This window comes from Hamadaea sp. (genome assembly GCF_013362815.1).
GTDB lineage: Bacteria > Actinomycetota > Actinomycetes > Mycobacteriales > Micromonosporaceae > Hamadaea.
Map to the genome: position 1 here is coordinate 357,964 of NZ_JABFVK010000013.1, position 21,818 is coordinate 379,781.

The window sequence follows — 21,818 nt, forward strand, 5'->3', positions numbered from 1 at the left end:
ACGGCTACGGGCCGTCCGCAGATTTCTCCGCCGCCGAGAAATCTCCATCGAGCGGCCAGGCCGTAGAACTTGTATGAACCGACGTGAGGTGAGCAAGTTCGGCGTCACCGCGCTGGTGGCGATCATGACAGCGGCGTTGCCGGCCGCGTGCGGCTCCGACGGCGACGCCGGAACGATGTCTTTGTCGGTACGCGAACCGGCGGCGGACGCGACGGTCACGGTGCCGTTCGCGGTCGCCTTCGACAGCAGCGTCCCGCTCGGCGACGAAGCCTCCGGCCTGCACCACGTGCATCTGTACTTCGACGACAACAGCAACGACTACCTGATCGTGGAGTCGACGAGTGTGCAGGTCACGAACGCTCCGCCCGGCCGGCATGTGATGCACCTTTCCTTGCGCAACGCCAACCACTCGGCGGCCGGAGTGGAGACCCAGGTGACTCTGATCGTCTCCGGCACCCCTGGGCCGTCCAGCCCCGCACCCCAACCGAGTGCCTCTTCCGACGGCGGGGGGTACGGCTACTGATGGCCTTCATCGAGCGCTACTCCCGGCGTACCAGATGGTTCCATGCGGGCATCTATGTCGCGGTGCTGGTGCTGCTCGCGACCGGATGGTGGCTGGCCCTGGGCCGGGAGGGGCGCCCGAGCCCGCTGGCCCGCGTGACCGGCCTGGCCGACACCACCGTGCACCTGTGGACGGGCTGGGGTTTGGCGGGGCTGGCGGGCGTGGCGGTGACCGTGGGGGTACGCGCGGCCGGGACGTTCCTCGTCGAGTCGGTCCGCTTCCGCCGAGGCGACCTCCGCTGGTTCGTACGCTGGCCCGCGGCAGTTTGGACGGGCCGTTTCGCGTCGCACGACGGCCATTTCGACCCCGGGCAGCGCGTGGCGAACCTGGTGCTGACGGGATGCCTCGCCGTGCTCATCGGCAGTGGAGTCGGTCTGGCCTTCATCGACGGCGGAATCGGATTCGTCGTGCTGCGCCAGATTCACCGCTGGGCGACGTTCGCACTCACCCCGGTCGTGGTCGGACACATCGTGATCGCCAGCGGCATCCTGCCCGGCTATCGAGGCGTCGCCCGATCCATGCACGGCGGCCGTCTCCGTGTCGAGACTGCTAAACGAGTCTGGCCCGGCTGGCTGCACCGGACGCAGAACCGCTGACTTGCTGTCGGCCGGAACGCACGCGAGGGAGACAGGCCCTAGGGTTTGAGGAGGACCGCGACGAGCTCATGCCGGCTTCGCACGCCTGTCTTCGCGAAGATCGATTTGAGGTGGTCGCGGACGGTGTGCGGGGACAGGTACAAGCTGTCAGCCATCTGCGCCGTGGACCGGCCCCGGAGAACCAGCTCGGTGATCTGACGCTCGCGCGGCGACAGCCCGTGATTTTCGAGCACAGCCTCGCCAGCCTTGTCGGAGTGCCTGCTTCCGATGGAGACGCCGACACGCACCGGCCCGTCGAGCCGCCAGGCGTGGAAGGTCGCCCACCGCCTCGTGCGGGTAGGCACCCGCACCGCCATGGGCGCGGAGCCCGCCGTTTCGCTGACAGCCGCGGCCAGTGCGTACACGACCGCAGGCAAAAGTGGTTGTGTCGCGCCACGCTCCACAAGTTCGGCCAACAACGTCTCCGTGCCGGCCGACATGGAAACGATCTGGTAGCCCTCGTCCAGGAGCAGCAGTCCTGGAGACGCAGACAAGGAGCCCGCACCGGTTTGCGATCGGAGCAGACTCCGGCGTACGCCTCTTGCCAGCACGCGGCCGAGACTCGTCACGAACCGGCTGTCGGTCTGCGTGAACGGCGGTGACGCCGGTTCCCGGAGAAAAACGAATCCGCCCCACGCCCTTGCCTGGTCGAGCAGGACCATGCGCAGTTCGTGTGCGTACCCGGAGGGTTTGAGGATCTCGTGGAAGCGTTCGCTGGATCGGTGATCGGTGAGGATCGCCGCCGGGCGGCCGGTGCGGGCCAAGTCGACGAACCTGGTGGAGTCACCGGGCCGGTACTCCAGAGTGGCGAGGTGGCCGAAGAGCGCCGGAGACAGGCCGGCCTCGTGCACACCGGCCGTCTTGACCAGCATGTCTGGATCGAGGGTGAAGCCACACCAGCCTTCGGCGGGTACCGCGCGGCGGATGACCTTGCCTGCGGCCGACAACAGCTCGTCCACATCGGAGGTCGACTCGGCGATCCGTTGCACTTGCGTACGGACAGTTCGGGCCGTGATCGTGTTCACCGGCTCAACGGTATCCCTCGTCTGCGGGGTACTGGCGCGATCGCGGGTAAACCTATGGTCGCGGTCATGACCCTCGCACAAACACCGCAGCAACTACACGAGCTCTTCCTGGAAGGCGTCAACAACAGCGACGTCGATGCACTGCTTGACCTCTATGAGGTGGACTCCCTGACGGTGAACCTCGACGGCAGCCGGGTCCACGGCGAAGCGGCCCTGCGTACGATGCTGACCGAGTTCGTCACCGCGGTCGACAAGCTCGAAGGCGGCACCCGCAAGGTCGTCGCGCACGGAGACATCGCCCTGATGTCGGCCACATTCTCCGGAAACGGCGGCGCAGTCGCCGGTATCACCGGCGAGATCGCCCGTCGCCAGCCGGACGGCGGTTGGCGGTTCCTCATCGACGACCCGACTTTCGGCGTGGTGTCCTCGTAGGCGGATGTAGGACGCGCGGACCGGGCCATCGTGCGGTGACCCGGTCCGTCCTGGGTGAACCATCGGCAGGTAGCTGCCGTGCAGCGTGGCGACCCTTGCGTCTGACGTCGTGTGCCTGGCCGATCGCATTGCAGAACTTCGGTATGTTGGCGCGGGGCACCACAGGGCAGGGGAGGGCCGGTGGCACAGGTCGTCGATGGTCTGACAGTCGCCGTTCTGGGACCGCTGCAGGTCTCGGTAGCCGGCCAGCCGGTGGAGCTGACCGCCGGTCGGCTGCGCACACTGCTGGTGGTGCTCGCGCTGTCGGCCGGCAGGACGGTGTCGGTCGACCGGATGGCGGCCGGGTTGTGGGGCGAGGAACCGCCGACCAATGCCCGCCGTGCGATCCATACCTACGTCACCCGGTTACGCGGTGCGATCGGCACCGACTTGATCGCGACCGAACCGTCGGGATACCACCTGCGGGTCGAATCGAACCGGGTTGACGCCCTCCGGCTGAACCACTTGCTGGAGACTGCCACGCGGACATCGGACCCGGCCACCGAAAGGGACCTGCTGGATGAGGCGATCGACCTTTGGCGAGGCGACCCGTTCGACGGGCTGGACTCCGACTGGCTGGCCGGGTCGGAGGGGCCACGCCTGGTCGAGCGATATCTCGCGGCGATCGAGCGCCGAACCGACCTGGAGCTGGCGAACAGGGGGTCCGTCGACCGTGCCGGCGACCTTGCCGCCGAGCTTCGGAAGCTGACAGTCCGGTACCCGCTACGGGAATCGCTCTGGGTTCGGCTGATGGCCGTTCTCGACCGTGGTGGCCGGCCGGCGGAGGCGCTCGAGCGGTACGAGATCATCCGGCTCCGGCTCGCCGAGGAGTTGGGCACCGATCCGGGACCGGAGCTGCGCCAGGCGTACGCGGGACTGCTGGCGGGCCGGCCGCTCCCGCAGTCTGCTCCCGCCGCGTCGGTGCCCCGGCAGCTGCCCGCCGACGTCGACGGCTTCGTCGGCCGGGCGGACGCCCTCAAGCTGCTTGACGCGTACGCGGACGAACTGGACGGCCGCACCGCTCGGGCGACCGTGATCGCCGCGATCGGCGGGGCCGCCGGAGTCGGCAAGACGACGCTGGCGGTGCACTGGGCGCATCGGGTGACCGAACGATTCCCCGACGGTCAGCTTTACGTCAACCTGCGCGGCTTCGACGCGTCCGCGCCGACGATGGCGGCAGCGGACGCCGTTCGTGCTTTCCTCGAAGCCCTCGACACTCCGCCGCAGCGGATGCCGTCCACGGTCGACGCGCAGGTGGCACTGTATCGGTCGCTGATGGCCGACCGGCGGATGCTGATCCTGCTTGACAACGCCCGCGACGCCGAACAAGTCCGGCCGCTGCTGCCCGGAAGCTCGTCCTGTCTGGTCCTGGTGACCAGCCGCAACCGGCTTACCGGTCTCGTCGCCGCGGAAGCCGCCCGGCCGGTGCACCTCGATCTGCTGTCCAGTGACGAATCTCGGCGGATGCTGGCGCGCCGCCTGGGCGCGGATCGGCTGGCCGCCGAACCGGAGGCGACGGACGACATCGTCACGCGCTGCGCCCGGCTGCCGTTGGCGCTGGCGATCGCGGCAGCCCGGGCAGCCACCCATCCGCATTTCTCCCTGTCGTCGATCGCCGATCAGCTCCGGGACGCGCTCGGCGCGCTGAGCGGCGAGGAAGCGGCGACCGACGTCCGGGCCGTGTTCTCCTGGTCGTATCGGGCACTGCCGGAAGACGCGGCGCGACTGTTCCGCTTGCTCGGGCTGCATCCCGGGCCGGACGTGACCGTCGCGGCCGCGGCGGACCTGGCGGGCGTACGCCGGTCGCGGGCTGCTCATCTGCTGGGCGAGCTGACCCGCGTGCAGTTGCTCACCGAGCACGTCCCGGGCCGGTTTGCGGGTCATGACCTGCTGCGGGCGTACGCCGCCGAGCTGGCCGAACCGGCTGAGAGCGGTCCGGCCCGGCAGCGGCTGTTGGACCACTACCTGCAGACAAGCCGGGCCGCCGCGTACCTGGTCAATCCGCACCGGGATCCCATCACGCCGACGCCGCCGCTACCGGGGATCAGACCGGACCGGCTCGGCGACAGTGAACAGGCGTTCGCCTGGTACGCCGCTGAGCACGCCGTCCTACCGGCGGTGCTCGCGGACGCGGCCGCCACCGGTTTCGACCGTCACGCGTGGCAGCTCGCCTGGAGCATGGAGGAGGTCCTGTTCCGGCGCGGCTATTGGCAGGAGTGGTACGCCTCGCAGCAGACCGCCCTCGACGCCGCCCGTCGCTGGGGTGATCGGCGGGCGCAGGCGTTGTCGCTGCGCAGCATCGCCAACGCCGCCGGCCGGCTGGGTCGCTACGAGGACTCGCTGACCCATCTGGAACAGGCGCTGGAGCTGTTCCGCGCGCTGGAGGACAAGGTCTTGCAGGCGCATACTCATCTGGCGTTCTCATCTGCGCTGAGCCCGCTGGGCCGGCTGGCGGAGGCGAGTGGCCATCGGAATCAGGCGCTCGCGTTGTACGCCGAGTCGGGCGACCGGCTCGGGCAGGCCCGGGTGCTCAACAGCAACGGCTGGTACCACGCCGAGCAGGGCCGGTACACCGCCGCGCTCGTCGAGTGCCGGCGAGCCTTGACGCTGTTCCAGGAGGTCGGCGAGCGTTCCGGGGAGGCGGAGACCTGGGACAGCCTCGGCTATGCGTACCACCGGCTCGGCGAGCACGCCCAGGCGATCAGCTGCTACTCGACGGCGGTGGCGATGTTCGAGGAGATGAACGCGTCCTACTTCCTCGCGGAGAAGCTGATCAACCTCGGGGATGCCTACCTGGCCGCTCAGGACCCGGCCAACGCCCGGACGGTCTGGCGCCGGGCGTTGACCATCTTCCAGGCGGCGGGCCAGCCGGAGGCCCACGGGGTCCTCGATCGGCTGGCCCGCCTCGATCAGCGGTGACGCATCAGCAGTGACTGGTTCCGTGGCATTGGTTGGTCATGACGTTCCACGCGAGGTTGTCGGCGAAGCTCTGCCAATTGTGCTGCGCGATCGTCTTGTTCACGACGTCGGGCACCGCCGAGCTCTGAACCCACGCCGTCACGCGTAGTTGCAGCCGTCCGTCGCTGCCGTTCTGGAACTGGAACCGGATGACCGATCCGGGCGCGTCGAAGTGTCCCTTCTGGGCGATGAAGTAATACCCGTCGTTGATGGCGTACGCGCGGACCGGCGCGCCTTTGCAGAGGGCGGTGAGACACGCGTTGAGCGGGATGAACTCGCCCGTGCCCGGGAAGTGCCCAGGGGCGTTGTCGATCGGGAAGCTGCAGTTGAAGCAGCGGTTGAGCTCGTTCATCGCGTCCAGCGGAGAGGCGTACAGCGGGTCGAGGGTCTGGGGGTAGCCTCCGGCCTTGTCGGTGTCTTGGGAGATGTCGTGCGGGGTGCCGACGTCGAACGTGATGTCGTAGAACAGCGGCAGGTCGCCTGCGGCCTGGGTGAACCGCTGCTGGTTGCGGGCGCGCCCGCGGGCTTGAGCGTCGGCCATCTGCTGATCGCGGTCGTGCTGCCAGGCGCGCCGGGTCGCGGCCCGGGTCGCCCGGAGCTGCCGCTGCCACTTGTCGTACATCGGTTTGTACATCGCGATGCGCTTCTGCACCCGCTTCATCGCGGCCGATGTCATGTGCTTGGCGCTCGGTGCCTCGATGTAGCCTCCGGCGTCGACGAAGTACCGCCGACCGTCCGGGTCGCTCATCGAGGTGGGGTTGTTGTTGGCGTACGCGTAGGAGTTCATCTGCTGTGGATCGGCGGGGTCGACCACCGGGTCGACGGAGATGAACTTGCCCAGCGTCGGGTCGTACTCCCGCGCGCCGAGCCGGGTCAGTCCGGTCGCCTCGTTCGCCGTTCCGCCGACGAAGCCTCGATCGCCGCCCGGCCAGCCGGCGCCCGCGGTCAGCGCGCCCGCCGTGAGCCCGGCAGTCGAGCGCGGGTTGCCGAACAGGTCGAGCCGTCGCTGAGTGGGGGCGAGGGTGGCGCTGTCGATCGCGGTCTGCGACGTGCCGTGCTGGTCGGCGACCAGCCAGGTCAGGCCGCTGCCGGTGCGGCTGCCGACGCCGTCGTACTGCCGGGTGCCGGTCTTGCCGCCGGTCGCCGTGTCCAGGGTGATCTCGTCGGAACCGAGGAAGAGCGTGACCTTGCCCGGATCCCGGCGGAGCAGCTGTACTCCATTGGCGTCATAGACGTACGAGGTGCGGCCGTCTGCCGAGGCACCCGCCTGGATCGAGCCGAGTAGCCCGTCGTCGGTCCAGGTCAGGGTCTGCGTAGCCGCCGAGCCGTCCGGCGCCGGGCGACTGATCGTGTTCCCGGCCGCGTCGTAGCCATAACTGTCTACATCGGATCCCGTCTGGATGCTGGTGACCGCATGCGGCCGATCGACTCCGGCACCCCCGGTGGGGTACGCGTACGTGCTCGTCCGGTCGGCTGTGCCGGCGAAGCCCTTGGCCGTCATCGACGTGCGGTTTCCGACGGCGTCGTAGGCGTACTGAGTCCAGTAGGGCGCCGGTCCACCGATGAGGCCGGCCGCCGGCATGGTCGCGGCACAGCCGTCGGTCGGCGTCCAGGCGGCCTGGACTCGGCGTAGGTAGTCGTAGGTGAAGCACTGGGCGTCGGCGGCGGAGCCGGCCGCCCGTTCGGCGATCTTGGTGACGTTGCCGGTCGGGTCGTACGCGTACGAAAGGTCGTCGACCATGACGCCACCGGCCTGTTCCCGCTCGGTGAGGACTTCGGTGACCCGCCGGGTGCCCTCCTCGCGGTAAGTGGTCTGCCACAGCCGTTTGCCGGTGACGCCGAGTTCCAGCTGGGTCGGTTCACCCAGCGCGGTGTACTCGGTGTCGGTGATGTAGGTGGTCGCGCCGGTGACCGTGTCGGGCAGCCCGAGATCGTCGTAGCCGTAGACGAGTGTCTCGGCCGGGACGTCGGCGCCCAGCGCGGGCAGCTTCTTGGTCGCGACACTGCCGTCCACCGTGTATGTCAGCTCTGTCGGGTATGCGCCCGCCAGGGCGCCCTCGACGCCGGGCAGGCTGATCGTCTCGCCGGTCGGATTCCCGGCGGCGTCGTAACCGCCGACCGTCCGGGTGTAGGCGTCATCGCCGACGAACCGGGTGGAGGAGGTGAGCGAGCCCTTGGCCAGTGTGTCGAAGACCGTCCGGGTCAGCAGGTGGCCGTCCTCGGCGGCCAGCCGGGTCTCGGTCTTGCGGCCGAGGGCGTCGTATCGGGCGTACACCGTCTTCTGCCGGGCATCAGTGGCTGTGATCAATTGTCCCGCGTCGTCGTAGGTCATGGTGGTGAGCCCCTGGTCGGGGCTGTCGGCAGTGAGCTGGCGGCCCTGTACGTCGTAGGTGTACCGCCAGACGTTGCCGGCCGGGTCGGTGGTCGTGGCCAACTGCCCCCGCTTGGTGTACGCGTACGTGGTCGTGTCGGCCGTTCCGGTCGGCGGCCCGCTCTGCGGACGCTGCCGATACTGCAGCAGGCGGGTGGTGTGCCCACGAGCGTCCACATAGGTCGTCGTGGCGGTGCTGCCGATGGGCGGTACGACGCTGGTGTAATCACCGCCGTAGTAGGTCCGCGTGCGCCATTTCTCGGAGTTGAGCCGGAGGAAGATCGCGTCGGTCGGCCGCTCCGCGCCGTCGTACACGGTCACCATGGCTTGCGGAACCGCCCCGGCGTCGGGCAGGAATAGCGAGGTGCCCGCCGGACTGTCCGCGTTGTAGTACGCCGCGCGAGTGATCGCGAGCAGGCCCCGCGAGTCGTAGATCTTGTCGGTGAGGATGCGGCCCCCGGCCGGGCTGGGCGCTTGGGTCTGCCGTTCCCGGAGGAAGCCGTCGTACAGGGTGTAGGTCGCCACAGCGTTGCCGTTGGCCTTGAGGGTGTCGGTGCGGAGATAGCTCGGCGCGGTCGCCCGGATCTGATACGTGTAGCGCAGATGTGGGCTGTCGCCGTTGTCCGGGCTGCGGCCGGGCAGCCAGGCCTTGACGAGCCGGCCCAGCCCGTCCCGGTCCAGCCGGGTCACTCGCTGATTGGGGTCGACGATCCGGGTCGGTTCGCCCCAGGCGGGGTCCATCGTCGTCGTGGTGACGTGGTTCAGCGCGTTCGTGGTCGTGGTGGTCGTGGTCAGTCCGTTCGTCTCGGTGTACGCCGTCGTGGTCGGGCGGCCGAGCGCGTCCTTGGCGATCAGGACCCGGCCGTATCTGTCGTACGTCGCGGTGCTGTCCTGGAGATAGGCCGGCGTGCTGCCGGAGTAGCCCCTGACGGTTTCGGTGCTGGTCACATCGCCCTTGTCCGGCGCACTGTCCAGGCCGCCGCCGTCGTAGTAGGTGTGCGTCACGGTGATCGCGTCCGACGGATAAGACGGCGTGGCGCCGCAGGCCACCGCGACGGTGGTGACCGTGCGCGGAAGGTTCACGAGCAGCGTGGCCGGATCCTGGGCGTACGCCGTGGTCGTGCACTGGTTGTCAGCGGCGTCGGCGAGGTCGCCAGCGTCGTCGACCTGGGTGGCGTTGCCGTAGTGGTCGTAGGCGGTGTCGATCTGGGTGGTGCGGAACGTTCCGGCGGCCAGCCGCGTGCGGCTGAGTACGCGTGACGTCTCCACCTGGTAGGCGGTCAACCCGTCGCGAGTGGCCGTCGTCCGGGTCCACGGCGTACGGATCTCCCCGGTCACCTCGGTTCCGCCGACGCCGTCACGGGTGATGGTCTCCCGCAGGAAACCGGCTAGCGGTTCAGCGTCGGCGACCGCAGCACCGGTGGAGTCGGTGACGGTGACCGTCTTCGTCCCACCGCCGGCGAGCCGGTCGCCGTTCATGCCCCGGAAGTACTGGAACTGCGTCCACGACTCCGGCTTGTTCAAGTCGTTGACCGGATCGCCGCTGCGGACGACGACCTTCTCGTAGCCGCGCCACTGCGACCAGGTCCGCTTGGCCGGTTCGATCAGTGGGTTGTCGTCGTACGCCCACGCGCCGTCGCCCGCGTACTCGTAGGTGGTCACCTCGTCCTTGTTGCCGCCGACGGTGTCGTCGGCGACGACCTTCGCGACCACGTACCGGTGGAACCAATCCTCTCGGACGGTCGGCGACGGCGGCAACGCCCAGCGCACCGGGAAGCACCGCTTGGGGTTGCGGTCGACCGGCGGGGCGGCCGCGCCGTCGGCGCAGTCGGGCTCGGCGTAGGTGACGCTGATCGCGCCGCCGGATTCGTTGTGGATGCCGGTGAGCCGGTATTTGTTGAGCTTGGGCAGTCCGTCGGCGGCGGCGTTCACGCGGTTCTGCTTCATCGTCCCGTCGAAGGTGACGTCGGGCAGCGTCGCCGCCGTGGTGGCGGCGAGCCCGGCGTGGCCGATGCGGCTCAGCCACAGGCTCGCGGTCGTGCCGTCTCCCGGCACGGGGAACGCATGGGTGAACGTCCATTGCTCGACGTTGCGATAGTTGCCGTTTCCGGTGGACACCTGGGTCGTGATCTTCGCCAACCGTTGGGTCGACCAGAAGGTCGGCGCGATCTGGGTCGAACAGGTTCCGGACAGGCATTGCTGGTCCCAGGGCACGTCGGGCCAACTGGTCGCCGTATGCGTGGCGCAATTGGCCAGGCAGCGGTCGGCCACGTCGAACCAGACCCGGGCCGGCGCCTGGCCACTTTCGCCTTCGCGGGTGCCGTACTCGATGCGCTCCAGCGTTCCGCCGCGGGTGTAGGCGGCGGTCCGCTTGGCCAGGTTCACGCCATAGTTGTTGGTCTCTTCGCGGTAGAAGTAGCTCATCGAGTTGCCATGCCGGTCGACGACGTGGTCGAGGTTCCACCGGTACGCCTGGTCGCAGCTCGACGCGTCGAAGGTGGATTTGTTGCAGGGTTCGTCGGCGTCGTTGCCGAACACCGGCACGGTCCACGTCGAGTCAGCGCGTCGGCCGAGGAAGTATTGGGTCCCGTCGGTCGTCGTGATCTTCCAGTACTCGGAGTTGTCGTCGCCGTTGGCCGCGCCGATCAGATGTTCGATCCTGGTTCCATCGTCGTCTTTGAGCCGCCACGTACCGTTGGCGTTCCATGTGCCATCGACGAGGACTAGCTGACCGGAGTGTCCGTCCAGGGACATCGTCGCGTTGTCGGTCTCCCAGCACAGGTCGCCGGTCTTGGTGGTGGCGTTGTTGCCGCCCAGGTCCTCACCGCAGCTCTTGTAGGAGCGCTCGATGAAGCCCGGCCACATGGACCAGCCTTCGCCGAGCCAGGACGGTTGGCTGTTGGTGGACACGGTGTGCCCGTCGACCGTGTTCGAGTTGTATGCGGCGGTCAGCGTCGGCTGCAACCCGCCTGGGACCGGCGGCGTACGCATCTCGTAGGACCAGCTGAACGCGCCGGTCTGGGCGGACACCTGCCACGATCCGGACGGTGCCAACGAGGTGGCGCGATAGCTGCCGGTCGACCCCTCCGCGTCTGCCGCCACCGCGAACGTGGCCTCGCTCGATCCCACCGCGACGTCGGCGGACAGCAGGCTCGCCGCCAGGTCGTTGCGCAGCCCCGTGACCGGGGATCCGTCCTGGGCTACGACCCGCAGGCGGGCGGCCCAGTCACCTCCGTACTGATCCTTGAAGCGCGAATAGTCGATGGTCAGCCGTAGCGGCCCTTTCGTCGCCGAGCCGTCGGTCCGGCGTAGCCCCAGGAACAGGCTGTCCGTTCGCGCGGCCGCGCCTGCCGGACGTTCAAGGACCCGCACGTCGACGGTGGCCGGGGCGGCGCCGGTCGTGGCCTGGACCCAGACCGGCAACGCGCCTGCACGGGCTGCGGTGGACCGCTGAACGCCGACCGTCGCCGCGCCCGCCGTCGGCCAGGTGACCGCGGCCGGCCGGGGGGCTGGGAAGTCGGTCTTCACCGTGGCGACCGGCGGCGCGGCGTGGCCGCTGACGGATTTGACCACGTCGGGCCGGCTCGGCAAGACAGCCGGGGCGGCGAACGCCCGGACGGGTACCGCGGCCGACACGGCGATCATGACGAGGGTGCTGGTCGCGGCGGCCCACCGCCGCGCGCGTTTCGTCGGATGGCGCATCAGGTTCCCTTCAGACTCGATTGAGGAGATAGCCCAGCGATCGGTCGAACGTCTGCCGTTCGCAGCCCGGATCGCGTGAATCGAAGCGGTCGCCCGCGGCCGTGCGGCAGCGGAACAACTCGGCGGCCGAAGTCCCTTCCGGCGGCGTGGTCCAGACGTATCCGGTCCAGCGCACGACTGTCGCGCCTTCGCAGTCGGCCTGGGTGGACGAGAAGGTCTCCGTGCCCGTGCGGCAGGTCCACAACGCCGTCGCGCCGGACCGCGAGGTGAGCGCGACAAGGCCGAGCGAGCCTTCCGCCCGGTACTGCGCCCCCGTGATGAAGTTGCTGCTCAGGTGGTCCCCGTCAGGTGACGAGTAGCTGCGCACGAGGTAGCCGTAGGCCCGCGTGTAACCGAGCAGCCCCTCGGTCGTCCGGCCTTCGCACGCCGGGTCGGGCGACGCGAAATGGCTGTGCCCTGGGATGTTGCAGCGGTACACCGGCATCGCGCCGTCGGCGGGCGGATTGACGTAGAAGGCGCCGGCCGTGCCCAGTTTCGTGAAGCCTTCGCAGGTCGCCACCGTCGCCAGGAAGTAGTCGTCGGCACCGAGGCGGCAGGCGTACACCACCCGGGTCCCCGGCGTGCCGATCGGCGCGGTCAGGCCGAGGCCACGCTCGAAGTGATAGCCATTGGGTACGCGTTCGGTCGTGACGATGTGGTGGCCGTCGGCGCTGACGTACCGGCTGAGCTGGTCGCCGCCGTAGAGGGGTACCCGGCGCGTGGCCGGTTTGAGGTACTCGTTACGGATCTCGTCACCGGTGCGTACGCCGCTCCAGACGTGGACGTCGTCGACCACGCCCGCGAACATCGCGGCGGTCGTCTGGTCGCGCCCGACCCGGAACGGTCCGGCGGCGTTCCAGCCCGAGTACGCCGTGACCTCCGGGCCGGCCAGCGCGCCGTTGACGTACAGCCGGATCTTGCGGCTGCCCGCGTCGTACACCGCCGCCAGATGCGTCCATTCCCCGTCGAACGCGCCGTCGGCCGCGTTCACCGTGGCGGCTTGGCCGGCGTCGGTGGCGGACTGGTTCAACCCGAACGACCATGTCCCGTTGCGGTACCGCAGAACGAAACCGCTGTACTGGACGCCGTCTTGGCTGAGGACGGTCTGCGTACGCCCGTCGGCGGCGTCGAGCAGCGCCCAGGCGGTCACGGTGAAGCTGTTGTCCGTACGCACCACGGGCCCGGTCGTTCGTGCTGCGCCGGTCGTGCCGTCCAGCCGCAGCGCGCCGTCGCCGACGCGTCCGGTCGTCCACGTTGCCGCGCCCTCGACGACGGCCGGCCGGTAGATCCCCGACATGTCCAGCGCGGTCGGCGTGTCGGCACCGTCCCGGGCGCCGTCGTCGAGCGGCAGGAACAGCTCCTCCGTCGCAGGCAGCCCGGCGAGGTCGTGGATCTCCTCGACCGACAGTGCCCGGTCGTAGGCGCGTACCTCGTCGACGCCGCCGGTCCAGAAGTCGGACGGGGCTCCGTTCCACCGGGAGCGGCCGATGGTCAGCGGACCGGTCGCCCGCCAGCCCGCGGCCTTGGCACCGGTCGCGGCCAGCGCGCCGTTGACGTAGAGCCGCATCTCGCTGCGCCCCGCGTCGTAGACGCCGACCAGGTGCGTCCACGCACCGGTGGTGGCCGGCGTGGCCGACACGATGCGGCTGTGGACCGAGCCGCCGCCCGCCACGTCGGCGGCGAACATGGCGAACGCCCAGTTCCCCGAGGGCGAGGCCTGTAGCTGGAATCCTGGGGATTGGACGCCGTCTTCGGACACGACTGCCGGATAGCCGCCGACGTGGTCCAGCCATGCCCAGGCGGACACGCTGAATGTGCGGGAGGTGTCCACTGCCGGCCCCTTCCCGGTGACGACCGCCGCGTCGGCGGTGCCGTCGAGCCACAACGCGTCCCCCAGCCGGCCGGCCCGCCACTCGGCCGGTCCGATGACCGTCGTGCCGTCGTGGTGGCGTTGCTCGTCGCGGACCTCCGGCTCGCGCAGCCCTTCCATCCGCCAGCGCGAGACCGGCGGCGATCCCGCGCCGACGATGAAGTGATACCGCTGGATCGGGCCGACGTTGCCGGCCCGGTCGACGCTGCGCGCGTACAGATCCATCGGACCGTCTTCCGGCGGCGTCACCAGCCCCTGCGCTACGCCGTTGACCGCGGCGACGTAGGTGGCGGGCTGGTCGTGCAGGTCGTAGCGGAAGCCCGCGACGTCGGCCGTGCCGTTCGCCGTCAAGGTGAACGCGCCGGTCCGCCCGATGCCGCCCCCAGTCGGGCACGGATCGTAGTCCGGCGGGGCGCATTCCGGATAGGTCGTGGAGCTCACGCCGGGCAGGGTGGCCGGTGCGGTCCGGTCGATGGTGACGTCGCAGTACGCGCTCCAGGGTCCCCAGTCGACGCCGTCGTACCCGATGGAGCGGTAGGACAGCTTCGCGCCGTCGGTCGCGTACTGGGCCGGGATCGACGCGCGGAAGGTGGACCCGGAGCCCTTCGCGGCCGTGTTGACGCCGCCGAGGCGTACGTGGTCGCGGGTGTACCACTCGAACCCGCCGATGACGTTGCCGCCGTCGTAGTCGGAGATGACCGAAGCCAGCTCGGGCCCACGCGATCCCTTCGCCGGATCGTTGTCCACGTACGGGTTCACGTAGGGCTCGTTCGGCTGCCCGGCGCACGGCTTGCCCTCCACAGTGGGCAGCGACGGTGCGTTCGGGTAGGAGTTGTAGTGCACGGTCAGCGTCGGGTTGGTCGCGAACTTCTTCCACCCGTAGTCGTCGGCCTCGTTCTCGGCCCGCAGCATGATCGTGGTGGCGGTCTTGCCCAGGCCGACCGACCAGTTCACGATCGGGGCGGCGTCCCAGCCCACCCAGTCGGCCGGGCAACCCGACCGCCCATACGCGACGGTCCGGGTGCCCAGCGCGATGCCGGTGCCCGGCCACCACGGCTGATTGCTCCACGTGGTTCCGGTCCCGACCGTGTCCGTACCCCACGCCTGGACGGGCTTGGCGGTGCACGACGCGGACCAGGTCTCCAACGCGTTGAACTCGGCGCCCAGAATGTGCCGGCCCACCAGGAAACCCGTAGAGAACTGGAAGTAGGAACGGGCGTCGCCGATGCCGTTGCAGAAGCCGTCCAGGCTCGTCGGGCATTGGCCGACCTTGGCGATGCCGTCCCCGTCACCGCCCCAGAAGGACTGCCCGGCGTAGGCGGCGCCGGAGAAGACCAGCGCCCAGCCCGCCCCGCCGGCCGGGAAGTCGGGGTCGAGGTAGACCGGGAAGACCGCCGCCGGATCGGTCAGCAGCGCCCGATTCGGCCGCAGGACCAGGGCATCGTCGTCAAGCCGCAGGCCACCGGTGGTACGCCGCCCGCCGGAGTCCCACATCATCGGCGCGCCGGTGCCGAAGACCTGCTTGCCCGCCGCATCGGCGAAACCGATCGCACCGTGGTCGTCCGTACGCGCGGACAGCCCGTCGGTCGTCACCGGGAACCTGATCTCGGTCAGACGATCGGCGGCGTCCCGGTTCTTGACGACGAGCACCTTGGCGAAACCGTCGGCGGTGGCCTTCATCCGCAGGTCGACGCCCGGAAACACGTCCGGGTAGGTCGCGGTGTCGCCGCTCAGGCTGGGCACCGGCAGGCGGCCCGGCCAGCGCAGGATCACGCGGTGGCCGTCCTTCGCGACGGTGACCAGCGGCTGGTCGCCGCCCCCGGAGAACACCACCGACCGGGTAGTCGCCGCCGGGGCGACACTGCCGTCCGCCTGGCGGCTCAGGGTCGCGTCGATCGGCACCCAGCGACCGTCCTTACGAGCGCGTACCGGGACGGTATGCAGCACCGATGTGAAGGAGCCGTCCGGCTCGGCATACACGTCGCGTGCCTCGTCCAAATCATTGAGCACCTCGACGCGATGACCGAGACGCCGTGCTTCCGCACTCGCATCACTGGCGTTCGCCCGCTCGCCGCCGTTCGTGCCGGCGGCCGGTTCGGGATCGCTGATCGAAAAGGCCAAGCCAGCGACCATCACCGCGAGCAAGCCGGAAACCACACGCCGGACGTGCACCGAACCTCCATGGGGAATACCGGAAGTCCCGTCCGGCTGCGAACCGGTCAGGCCGCCTCGAACCGAGGCGTACCACCGAATATCGCGGCATGCTGTTTCAGATCGCCTTCATGGTGCCTTCACGCAGTTCCAAGGCGCTCTGGTCCTCGTGCAGGTTGGCGAGCTGCGGCACAAGTGGCGGCGTACCGATGATTCCGGCGTGTCAGGCGGGCCACGTCCCCGTGCGAGACTGCTGACATGGTTGCTCCCGTACGCCCGACTGGTGCACCTCGCGACGTCGCAGGTCTGCGCATGAATCGGCTTCCCAGTACGAGTTCCGGTGCGGCGGTCGGTCGCGTCGACGCGCGGCGGCGGATCGGCCGTCCATCATGAGTGGAATCGTGTGGGAGCCCCGCGACGACGGTCTGCTTCTGCGATGCGGTCGTCTCGCCATTCGCGCGTCCTGGCAGGCGCCAGGGATCCTGCGGATCGCTGCGCTCCCGGCCGGCGTCGGGGAGCCGGGACTCGCTGACGGGCCGATGCTCGATCCTCGGCGGGTACGCGGGCACGTCCGCTTCGATCTGCATCAGTCATCGGACGAGCTGGTGATGTCCGATGGAATCTTGAGCCTGCATGTCAACGGCGCGACGGGTGCCTTCGCGTACCGCAATGCCCGGGGAGAAGTGCTGTTCCAAGAGCCCGAGGGTGGCGGAAAGCTCCTGATGCCACGGCGCGACGAGCTCACGGCGAATGGCTATCGCACGCAGCTGGACTTCCAGTTCTCGCCAGGGGAGTCGCTGTACGGGCTTGGTCAGCATGAAGACGGCAAGCTCGACTATCGCGGCCGATCGCAATATCTGTACCAGCACAATCTCAAGGTCGCGGTGCCGTTGCTGGTCTCCTCGCGCGGATGGGGGCTGCTGTGGAACGGCTACTCGGCGATGACCTTCCGCGACGACTCGTCCGGCTCCTGCCTGCGGGCCGAGTACGCCGAACAGATGGATTACTTCGTCATCGCAGGCGACGGTCTCGACGACATCATCCGAGGCTACCGACACCTGACCGGGGCAGCACCCATCCCGCCGCGATGGGCGTTCGGATTCGTCCAGTCGAAGGAGCGCTACCAGGATCAGGAAGAGGTGCTCGACGTCGCCCGCCGATACGCCCAGCTCGGCCTACCGCCGGAGTGCATCGTCCTGGACTGGCAGTACTGGCCGGACGGCCAGTGGGGTCAGAAGTCGTTCGATCCGCCGCGCTTTCCTGATCCCGAAGCGATGAGCGGGGAGCTTCACGACATGGGCACACGGCTGATGGTGTCGGTCTGGCCGCATCTGCACAACGATGGTGCCGACCGACTGGAGTTCGCGGCCGCAGGCAAGCTACTCGGCAACGATTTCACCTATGACGCCTTCGACCCCGACGCCCGGGCCATGTTCTGGAACCAGGCCGAGCGAGGCTTGTTCGCCAACGGAGTCGACGCCTGGTGGTGCGACTGCTCGGAACCGTTCGAGGCGGACTGGACCGGCTCCGACCGGCCGTCGGATGAGGAACGGTGGCGGGTCAACGTCGAAATGGCCGAGCGGTACCTCGGCCCGCAGTGGGCCAACGCCTATTCGCTGGCGCACAGCCAGGGCGTGTGGGAGGGGCAGCGTGCGTCGGGCAGTCCCAAGCGGGTGCTCAATCTGACCCGCTCCGCGTGGGCCGGGCAGCAGCGCTACGGCACTTTCGCCTGGTCTGGCGACGTCAACGCATCCTGGGAGACCCTGCGCCGCCAGGTGCCCGAGGGGCTGAACTTCTGCGCTTCCGGCCTCCCATATTGGACCACAGACGTCGGTGGCTTCTTCGCCGCTTCACGAGAACCGTGGTTCTGGCGCGGTGACTTCGACGCAGGGGTCGCCGACCTCGGCTACCGCGAGCTGTTCCTGCGCTGGTTCCAATACGCGACGTTCCTGCCCATGCTCCGGGCCCACGGCAGCGACACCCCGCGCGAGATCTGGCATTTCGGCGAACCGGGCAGCCCGATCTACGACACGCTCGTGCGATTCATCCGGCTACGCAAAGCCCTAGTGCCATACCTGTACGCGGTTGCCGGTGCCGTCCACCTCGACGGATACACGATGATGCGCCCGCTGGTCTTCGATTTCGCGCACGACGCCGAGGCGCTGCGAATCGAAGACCAGTTCATGCTCGGCCCGGCGCTGCTCGTCTGCCCCATCACCACCGCCCAGAAGTTCGGGCCGAACTCTGTTCCCATACACGGCGCGTCGACAACCCGGCCGGTGTACCTTCCGACCGGCGGGCCGTGGGTCGACGTGTGGGACGGAACCGTGCATCACGGTGGCACCCACATCGACGCCGCCGCACCCCTGGACACCATTCCCATCTACGCGCGGGCCGGATCCATCGTTCCCCTCGCCCCCGCCCAGGGCGAGTCCGCTGATCTAGATCTGCTGGTGTTCCCAGGAGCCGACGGTTCCTTCGTCCTGTACGAAGATGAGGGCGACGGTTGGCACTACGAAGCGGGCAGCTACGCGCGCACTGAACTACGCTGGATCGACGCAACCAGAACGCTCATCATCGGCGCCCGCAACGGCTCATACCCCGCAATGCCGCTACAGCGAACCATCCGCGCGAGACTCGTAGCCGCCGGATCAAGCTGGCAAAACGATCCCGCCGCCGAATGGGCGTCCGTCCGGCACCGAGGCGACGAACTGCGCCTCCAGCTCTGATCAGAGCGTGGTCTAGTGCCTATGGGCGCTGTCGGTGAGGCCGATCCGGACGGCGAGGATGGCGAGCTGAACCCGGTTGGCGCTTCCGGTCTTGGTCATGAGGTTGGCGACGTGGGTCTTGACGGTGGTGACGGCGAGCCGGAGCCGTTCGGCGATCTCGGCGTTGGACAGTCCCGCGCCGAGCAGGGCGAGCACGTCTTGTTCGCGTTCGGTGACGTCCACGGCCGCGATGCTGGGCCTGGTGGTCGGGCTGGCCCGGGAGGTCAGAGCCTGTTGGACGACGCGGCGTAGCACGTCGGGGCTGAAGGGGTTCTCGTCGCGGGCTGCCCGCCGGATGCCGTCGAGAAGTTCACCCGGGGTCGCGTCCTTGACCAGGAACCCGCACGCGCCCACGCCGAGCGCCGGGTACAGATGATCGTCGTCGTCGAATGTGGTCAGTATGACGATCCTGGCAAGTGGGCGGCGCGCCAGGATGGCCGTCGTCGCGGTGATGCCGTCCATGCGTGGCATGCGCAGATCCATCAGGACGACGTCGGGGGCGAGCCGATCGGCGAGGCGGACGGCTTCCTGACCGTCGGCCGCCTCGCCGACGACCTCGATGTCTTCCTCGGCCGCACACAGAGCGCGCAGGCCGGCGCGCACAAGGCGCTGGTCGTCGACGAGCAGTACGCGGATGGTCACGCGGCCACCGTCAGCCGAACGCGGGCGGGCAGGACGGCCAGCAGACGCCAGCCCGTCCGACCTGGCCCGGCCTCCAGACGGCCGCCGAGCAAGGTCATTCGCTCGTGCAGGCCCATCAGACCGTGACCGCCACTGGGGATGAGCCCGTTGCCGGCCGGGCCGCCGTCATCCGTGATCTCCACTTCGACCTCTCCTTGCGCGGTCGCGGCGACCCGTAACGTCGCCGTCGCGCCGGCTCCGGCGTGTTTCACAACGTTGATCAAGCCCTCCTGGGCGACGCGGAGCACGGCAAGGCCGCGTACGGCATCGAGGTGAGTCAACGCGTCATCGATGACCACGGTGACCGGGAGGCCGGCTTGGCGGATCCGGTTCACCGCCTGGTCCAGGGAGTCGGGAAGGTCGGCTGGGTCGAGCACCGGTGCGTGCGGGTCGTCACCGGCGGCGATGGGGTCGCGCAGCACGGCCACGAGGCGGCGCAAGTCGTCGAGAACGGCCGTGCCGGTGGCGTGGACGTCGTCGAGGGCCGCCTTCGTCTCTTCGCTGTCCTTGCCACCGAGATGCCGCGCGACTCCGACGCGCAACACGATCGAGGCTACGTGATGCACGACGATGTCGTGCAGTTCGCGGGCGATGGCCGTCCGTTCGACGGCCCGCGCCGCTGCGGTCTCCGCCTCCTGCCTGCGTTCCAGGTCCAAGGCTCGCTCAGCGGCCTCGGTGGCGATGCGACGGGCGGTCGCCAGCCGCATTCCGAACAACACCGGCGCACCCACGAGGCAGCAGAACACCACAGCGGTGATGGGATAGAAGGGCGTCGGCAGCTCGGTGAGCGGCACGTCGATGACCGACACGAACATGCCGGCCGTGGCCACGGACACGCCGAGGGCCAGCCGCCAGCCGCGCCGGGCCAGCGACAAGTCGATCAGGCCGATCATCGTTGCCAGGAGCACAACGAAGTCAGCCTGCGTACCCAGGTAGTCGGTGAGGATCAGCAGGCCCGTCAGGCCGCAGATGGCGACGAACGGCATCCTGCGGCCGGCCAGGGGCAGGGCAGCTGCCGATAGTCCGGCCACCCAGGCCCAGCCGTCGACGGGCTGTCCCGGCTGGCCGGCGACCGACAGATAGCACACCGCGAACGCGACAGGCAGTAGCCGGACGAGCGCTGACCGCGGAATGCGGCGGACGGTAACCCTCACGCCACGATGGTAGAAGCCCTGCGACCTGGCCGTATCCTTCCTTGGGAGGAGGCGCTCGTGCCATCGGCCGCCTGGATCAGGCTCGCAATGATGAGGCGGCGTAGCGGCGTACGCAGCAAGCTGATCTTCGTGACGATGAAGACCAGCGACCTGCTCACCTTCCTGGGCGTGGCCACCCGCCACCCGCGCACTGTGGGTGCCATCGCGCCGAGCGCCCGTGCCCTCTGCCGCCGTCTCGCCCAGATCGTTCCGAGCGTACGCCCATCGACGGTTGTGGAGCTCGGCGCCGGAACGGGGGCGGTCAGCGATGCGATCAGGCAACGCCTTCAGCCCGGTTCCCGCCACATCGCCCTGGAGATCGACAAGGAGTTCGCCACGCGCCTGCGCCGCAGCCGACCCGACCTGGAGGTCATCAACGCCGATGCCACCAGCCTCGGGTCCATCCTCGAAGACCGTGGTGTCCACCAAGTGGACGCGATTGTCAGTGGTTTGCCCTGGTCGTTGTTTCCGCCCGCACAGCAGCGGAAGATCCTCAACGATGTCGGGTGGCTCCTCGCGCCCGATGCCGCCTTCACGACTTTCGCGTACCTCCACGCGTTGCAGCTTTCCGGCGCGCGCCGGTTGCGGCGAAACCTGCACGAGTCCTTCGACGAGGTCATCACGAGCCGGAGCGTCTGGTGGAACGCCCCGCCTGCGCTGACCTACGTCTGCCGGCGGCCGCGTCAGCGGGCTTGGCGCGGCGCGCGTGTGTAACCGAGCATGGCGACGGCGCTGGGTTACAGATCGCCGCCAAACCGGGACTCGGCTTGCGCCTCGATCTGCTCACGAGTCACGATGCTTTCCGCGAGCTGGAGTGGGACAAGTCTGGTGGCGGCCGGAACCATCCAGGTGTCGCCATTCTCTGCGGTGCAGTGCAGCCACAGCCGGATTGGATTGGTGTATCTCTCCCATTCCTCCGTGGACGCGGCTCGCATGTAGAGGGTTTCATCTCCGCCGGGATGCAGCCGGAACGTCTCGGTGTCGATGGGACCGTCGTAGTAGGGGCTGTCGTCATCCCAGACATATGGCCCGAAGTCCGCCTCGGTATCGGTGCGGCCAAAGACGCGAGGCCGAACTGAGGCGATGACATCGACCCAGGCGAGTGACCTCGAGTCGGTCAAGGTGATGCTGCAGGCGGCCAGCCGGTTGTCCATGACCAGGCCCTCACACTCCAGCTGAAACTCCGGGCGGTTCTCGGCGTGCCACCGTGCCTTCTCAATCTCCGTCAACACGGCAGTCGCGTCCGCAGCATTCTGCGCAGCCCGCCAGGAGAAGTAGGCGACGATTGCGGCAATGACAGCCACAGCGACACTGGCAAGCGAACCGATTGCACTGACGAGATCGGCGTCCACGACCCACCCTAACCCGGTCGGGTGATCTTGGCGGCTACGC

12 protein-coding genes are annotated in these 21,818 nt (G+C 68.9%); 6 read left to right on the plus strand and 6 right to left on the minus strand.

Translation table 11 applies throughout. The features are described 5' to 3' along the window. The first annotated feature begins 73 nt into the window (after positions 1–73). Complete coding sequence (locus HOV77_RS06580; RefSeq protein ID WP_290858964.1) at positions 74–523, plus strand: hypothetical protein; 450 nt, start codon at positions 74–76, stop codon at positions 521–523. Continuing rightward, a complete protein-coding gene (locus HOV77_RS06585) occupies positions 523–1,158 on the plus strand; it encodes a cytochrome b/b6 domain-containing protein (protein ID WP_290858966.1) in 636 nt (211 codons plus the stop codon). Before HOV77_RS06580 ends, HOV77_RS06585 begins: the two co-directional genes overlap by 1 nt. Positions 1,159–1,196: 38 nt before the next feature. Here the strand turns inward: HOV77_RS06585 and HOV77_RS06590 are convergent, their stop codons facing one another. After that, positions 1,197–2,222 carry a helix-turn-helix transcriptional regulator gene (locus tag HOV77_RS06590; protein ID WP_290858968.1) on the minus strand — a complete coding sequence of 342 codons (1,026 nt, stop codon included), beginning with the start codon at positions 2,220–2,222 and terminating at the stop codon, positions 1,197–1,199. A 66-nt stretch (positions 2,223–2,288) separates the two neighbouring features. On the opposite strand from HOV77_RS06590, the gene HOV77_RS06595 reads away from it, so the two are divergent. Together HOV77_RS06595 and HOV77_RS06600 are read left to right on the plus strand one after the other, a co-directional pair. After that, positions 2,289–2,654 (plus strand): nuclear transport factor 2 family protein, encoded by a 366-nt coding sequence (locus tag HOV77_RS06595; RefSeq protein ID WP_290858970.1) that lies wholly within the window; start codon positions 2,289–2,291, stop codon positions 2,652–2,654. Between the two features lie 180 nt (positions 2,655–2,834). Next, the gene (locus tag HOV77_RS06600) at positions 2,835–5,612 is read left to right on the plus strand and encodes a BTAD domain-containing putative transcriptional regulator (protein ID WP_290858972.1); all 2,778 of its coding nucleotides are present in this window, start codon (positions 2,835–2,837) and stop codon (positions 5,610–5,612) included. 4 nt (positions 5,613–5,616) lie between these two features. Here HOV77_RS06600 and HOV77_RS06605 read toward each other — a convergent pair whose 3' ends face one another. Next, positions 5,617–11,724 carry an RHS repeat-associated core domain-containing protein gene (locus HOV77_RS06605; protein ID WP_290858975.1) on the minus strand — a complete coding sequence of 2,036 codons (6,108 nt, stop codon included), beginning with the start codon at positions 11,722–11,724 and terminating at the stop codon, positions 5,617–5,619. Between the two features lie 10 nt (positions 11,725–11,734). After that, on the minus strand, positions 11,735–15,754 hold the full coding sequence (locus tag HOV77_RS06610) for a LamG-like jellyroll fold domain-containing protein (RefSeq protein WP_290858977.1): 4,020 nt from the start codon (positions 15,752–15,754) through the stop codon (positions 11,735–11,737). Positions 15,755–16,173: 419 nt separating this feature from the next. On the opposite strand from HOV77_RS06610, the gene HOV77_RS06615 reads away from it, so the two are divergent. Then, positions 16,174–18,513: a TIM-barrel domain-containing protein gene (locus HOV77_RS06615; RefSeq protein WP_290858979.1), complete on the plus strand. Its 2,340-nt coding sequence runs from the start codon at positions 16,174–16,176 to the stop codon at positions 18,511–18,513. Positions 18,514–18,525: 12 nt separating this feature from the next. Here the strand turns inward: HOV77_RS06615 and HOV77_RS06620 are convergent, their stop codons facing one another. Together HOV77_RS06620 and HOV77_RS06625 are read right to left on the minus strand one after the other, a co-directional pair. Continuing rightward, entirely contained in the window at positions 18,526–19,194 is a 669-nt protein-coding gene (locus tag HOV77_RS06620) for a response regulator transcription factor (protein ID WP_290858981.1), read from the minus strand. Further along, positions 19,191–20,387 (minus strand): histidine kinase, encoded by a 1,197-nt coding sequence (locus HOV77_RS06625; RefSeq protein ID WP_290858983.1) that lies wholly within the window; start codon positions 20,385–20,387, stop codon positions 19,191–19,193. Before HOV77_RS06625 ends, HOV77_RS06620 begins: the two co-directional genes overlap by 4 nt. A 90-nt stretch (positions 20,388–20,477) precedes the next feature. Between HOV77_RS06625 and HOV77_RS06630 the strand changes: the two genes are divergently transcribed. Further along, complete coding sequence (locus HOV77_RS06630; RefSeq protein WP_290858986.1) at positions 20,478–21,140, plus strand: methyltransferase domain-containing protein; 663 nt, start codon at positions 20,478–20,480, stop codon at positions 21,138–21,140. A 23-nt stretch (positions 21,141–21,163) separates the two neighbouring features. On the opposite strand, the gene HOV77_RS06635 is transcribed toward HOV77_RS06630, so the two are convergent. Beyond that, positions 21,164–21,778 carry a hypothetical protein gene (locus HOV77_RS06635; protein WP_290858988.1) on the minus strand — a complete coding sequence of 205 codons (615 nt, stop codon included), beginning with the start codon at positions 21,776–21,778 and terminating at the stop codon, positions 21,164–21,166. Between the last annotated feature and the right edge of the window lie 40 nt (positions 21,779–21,818).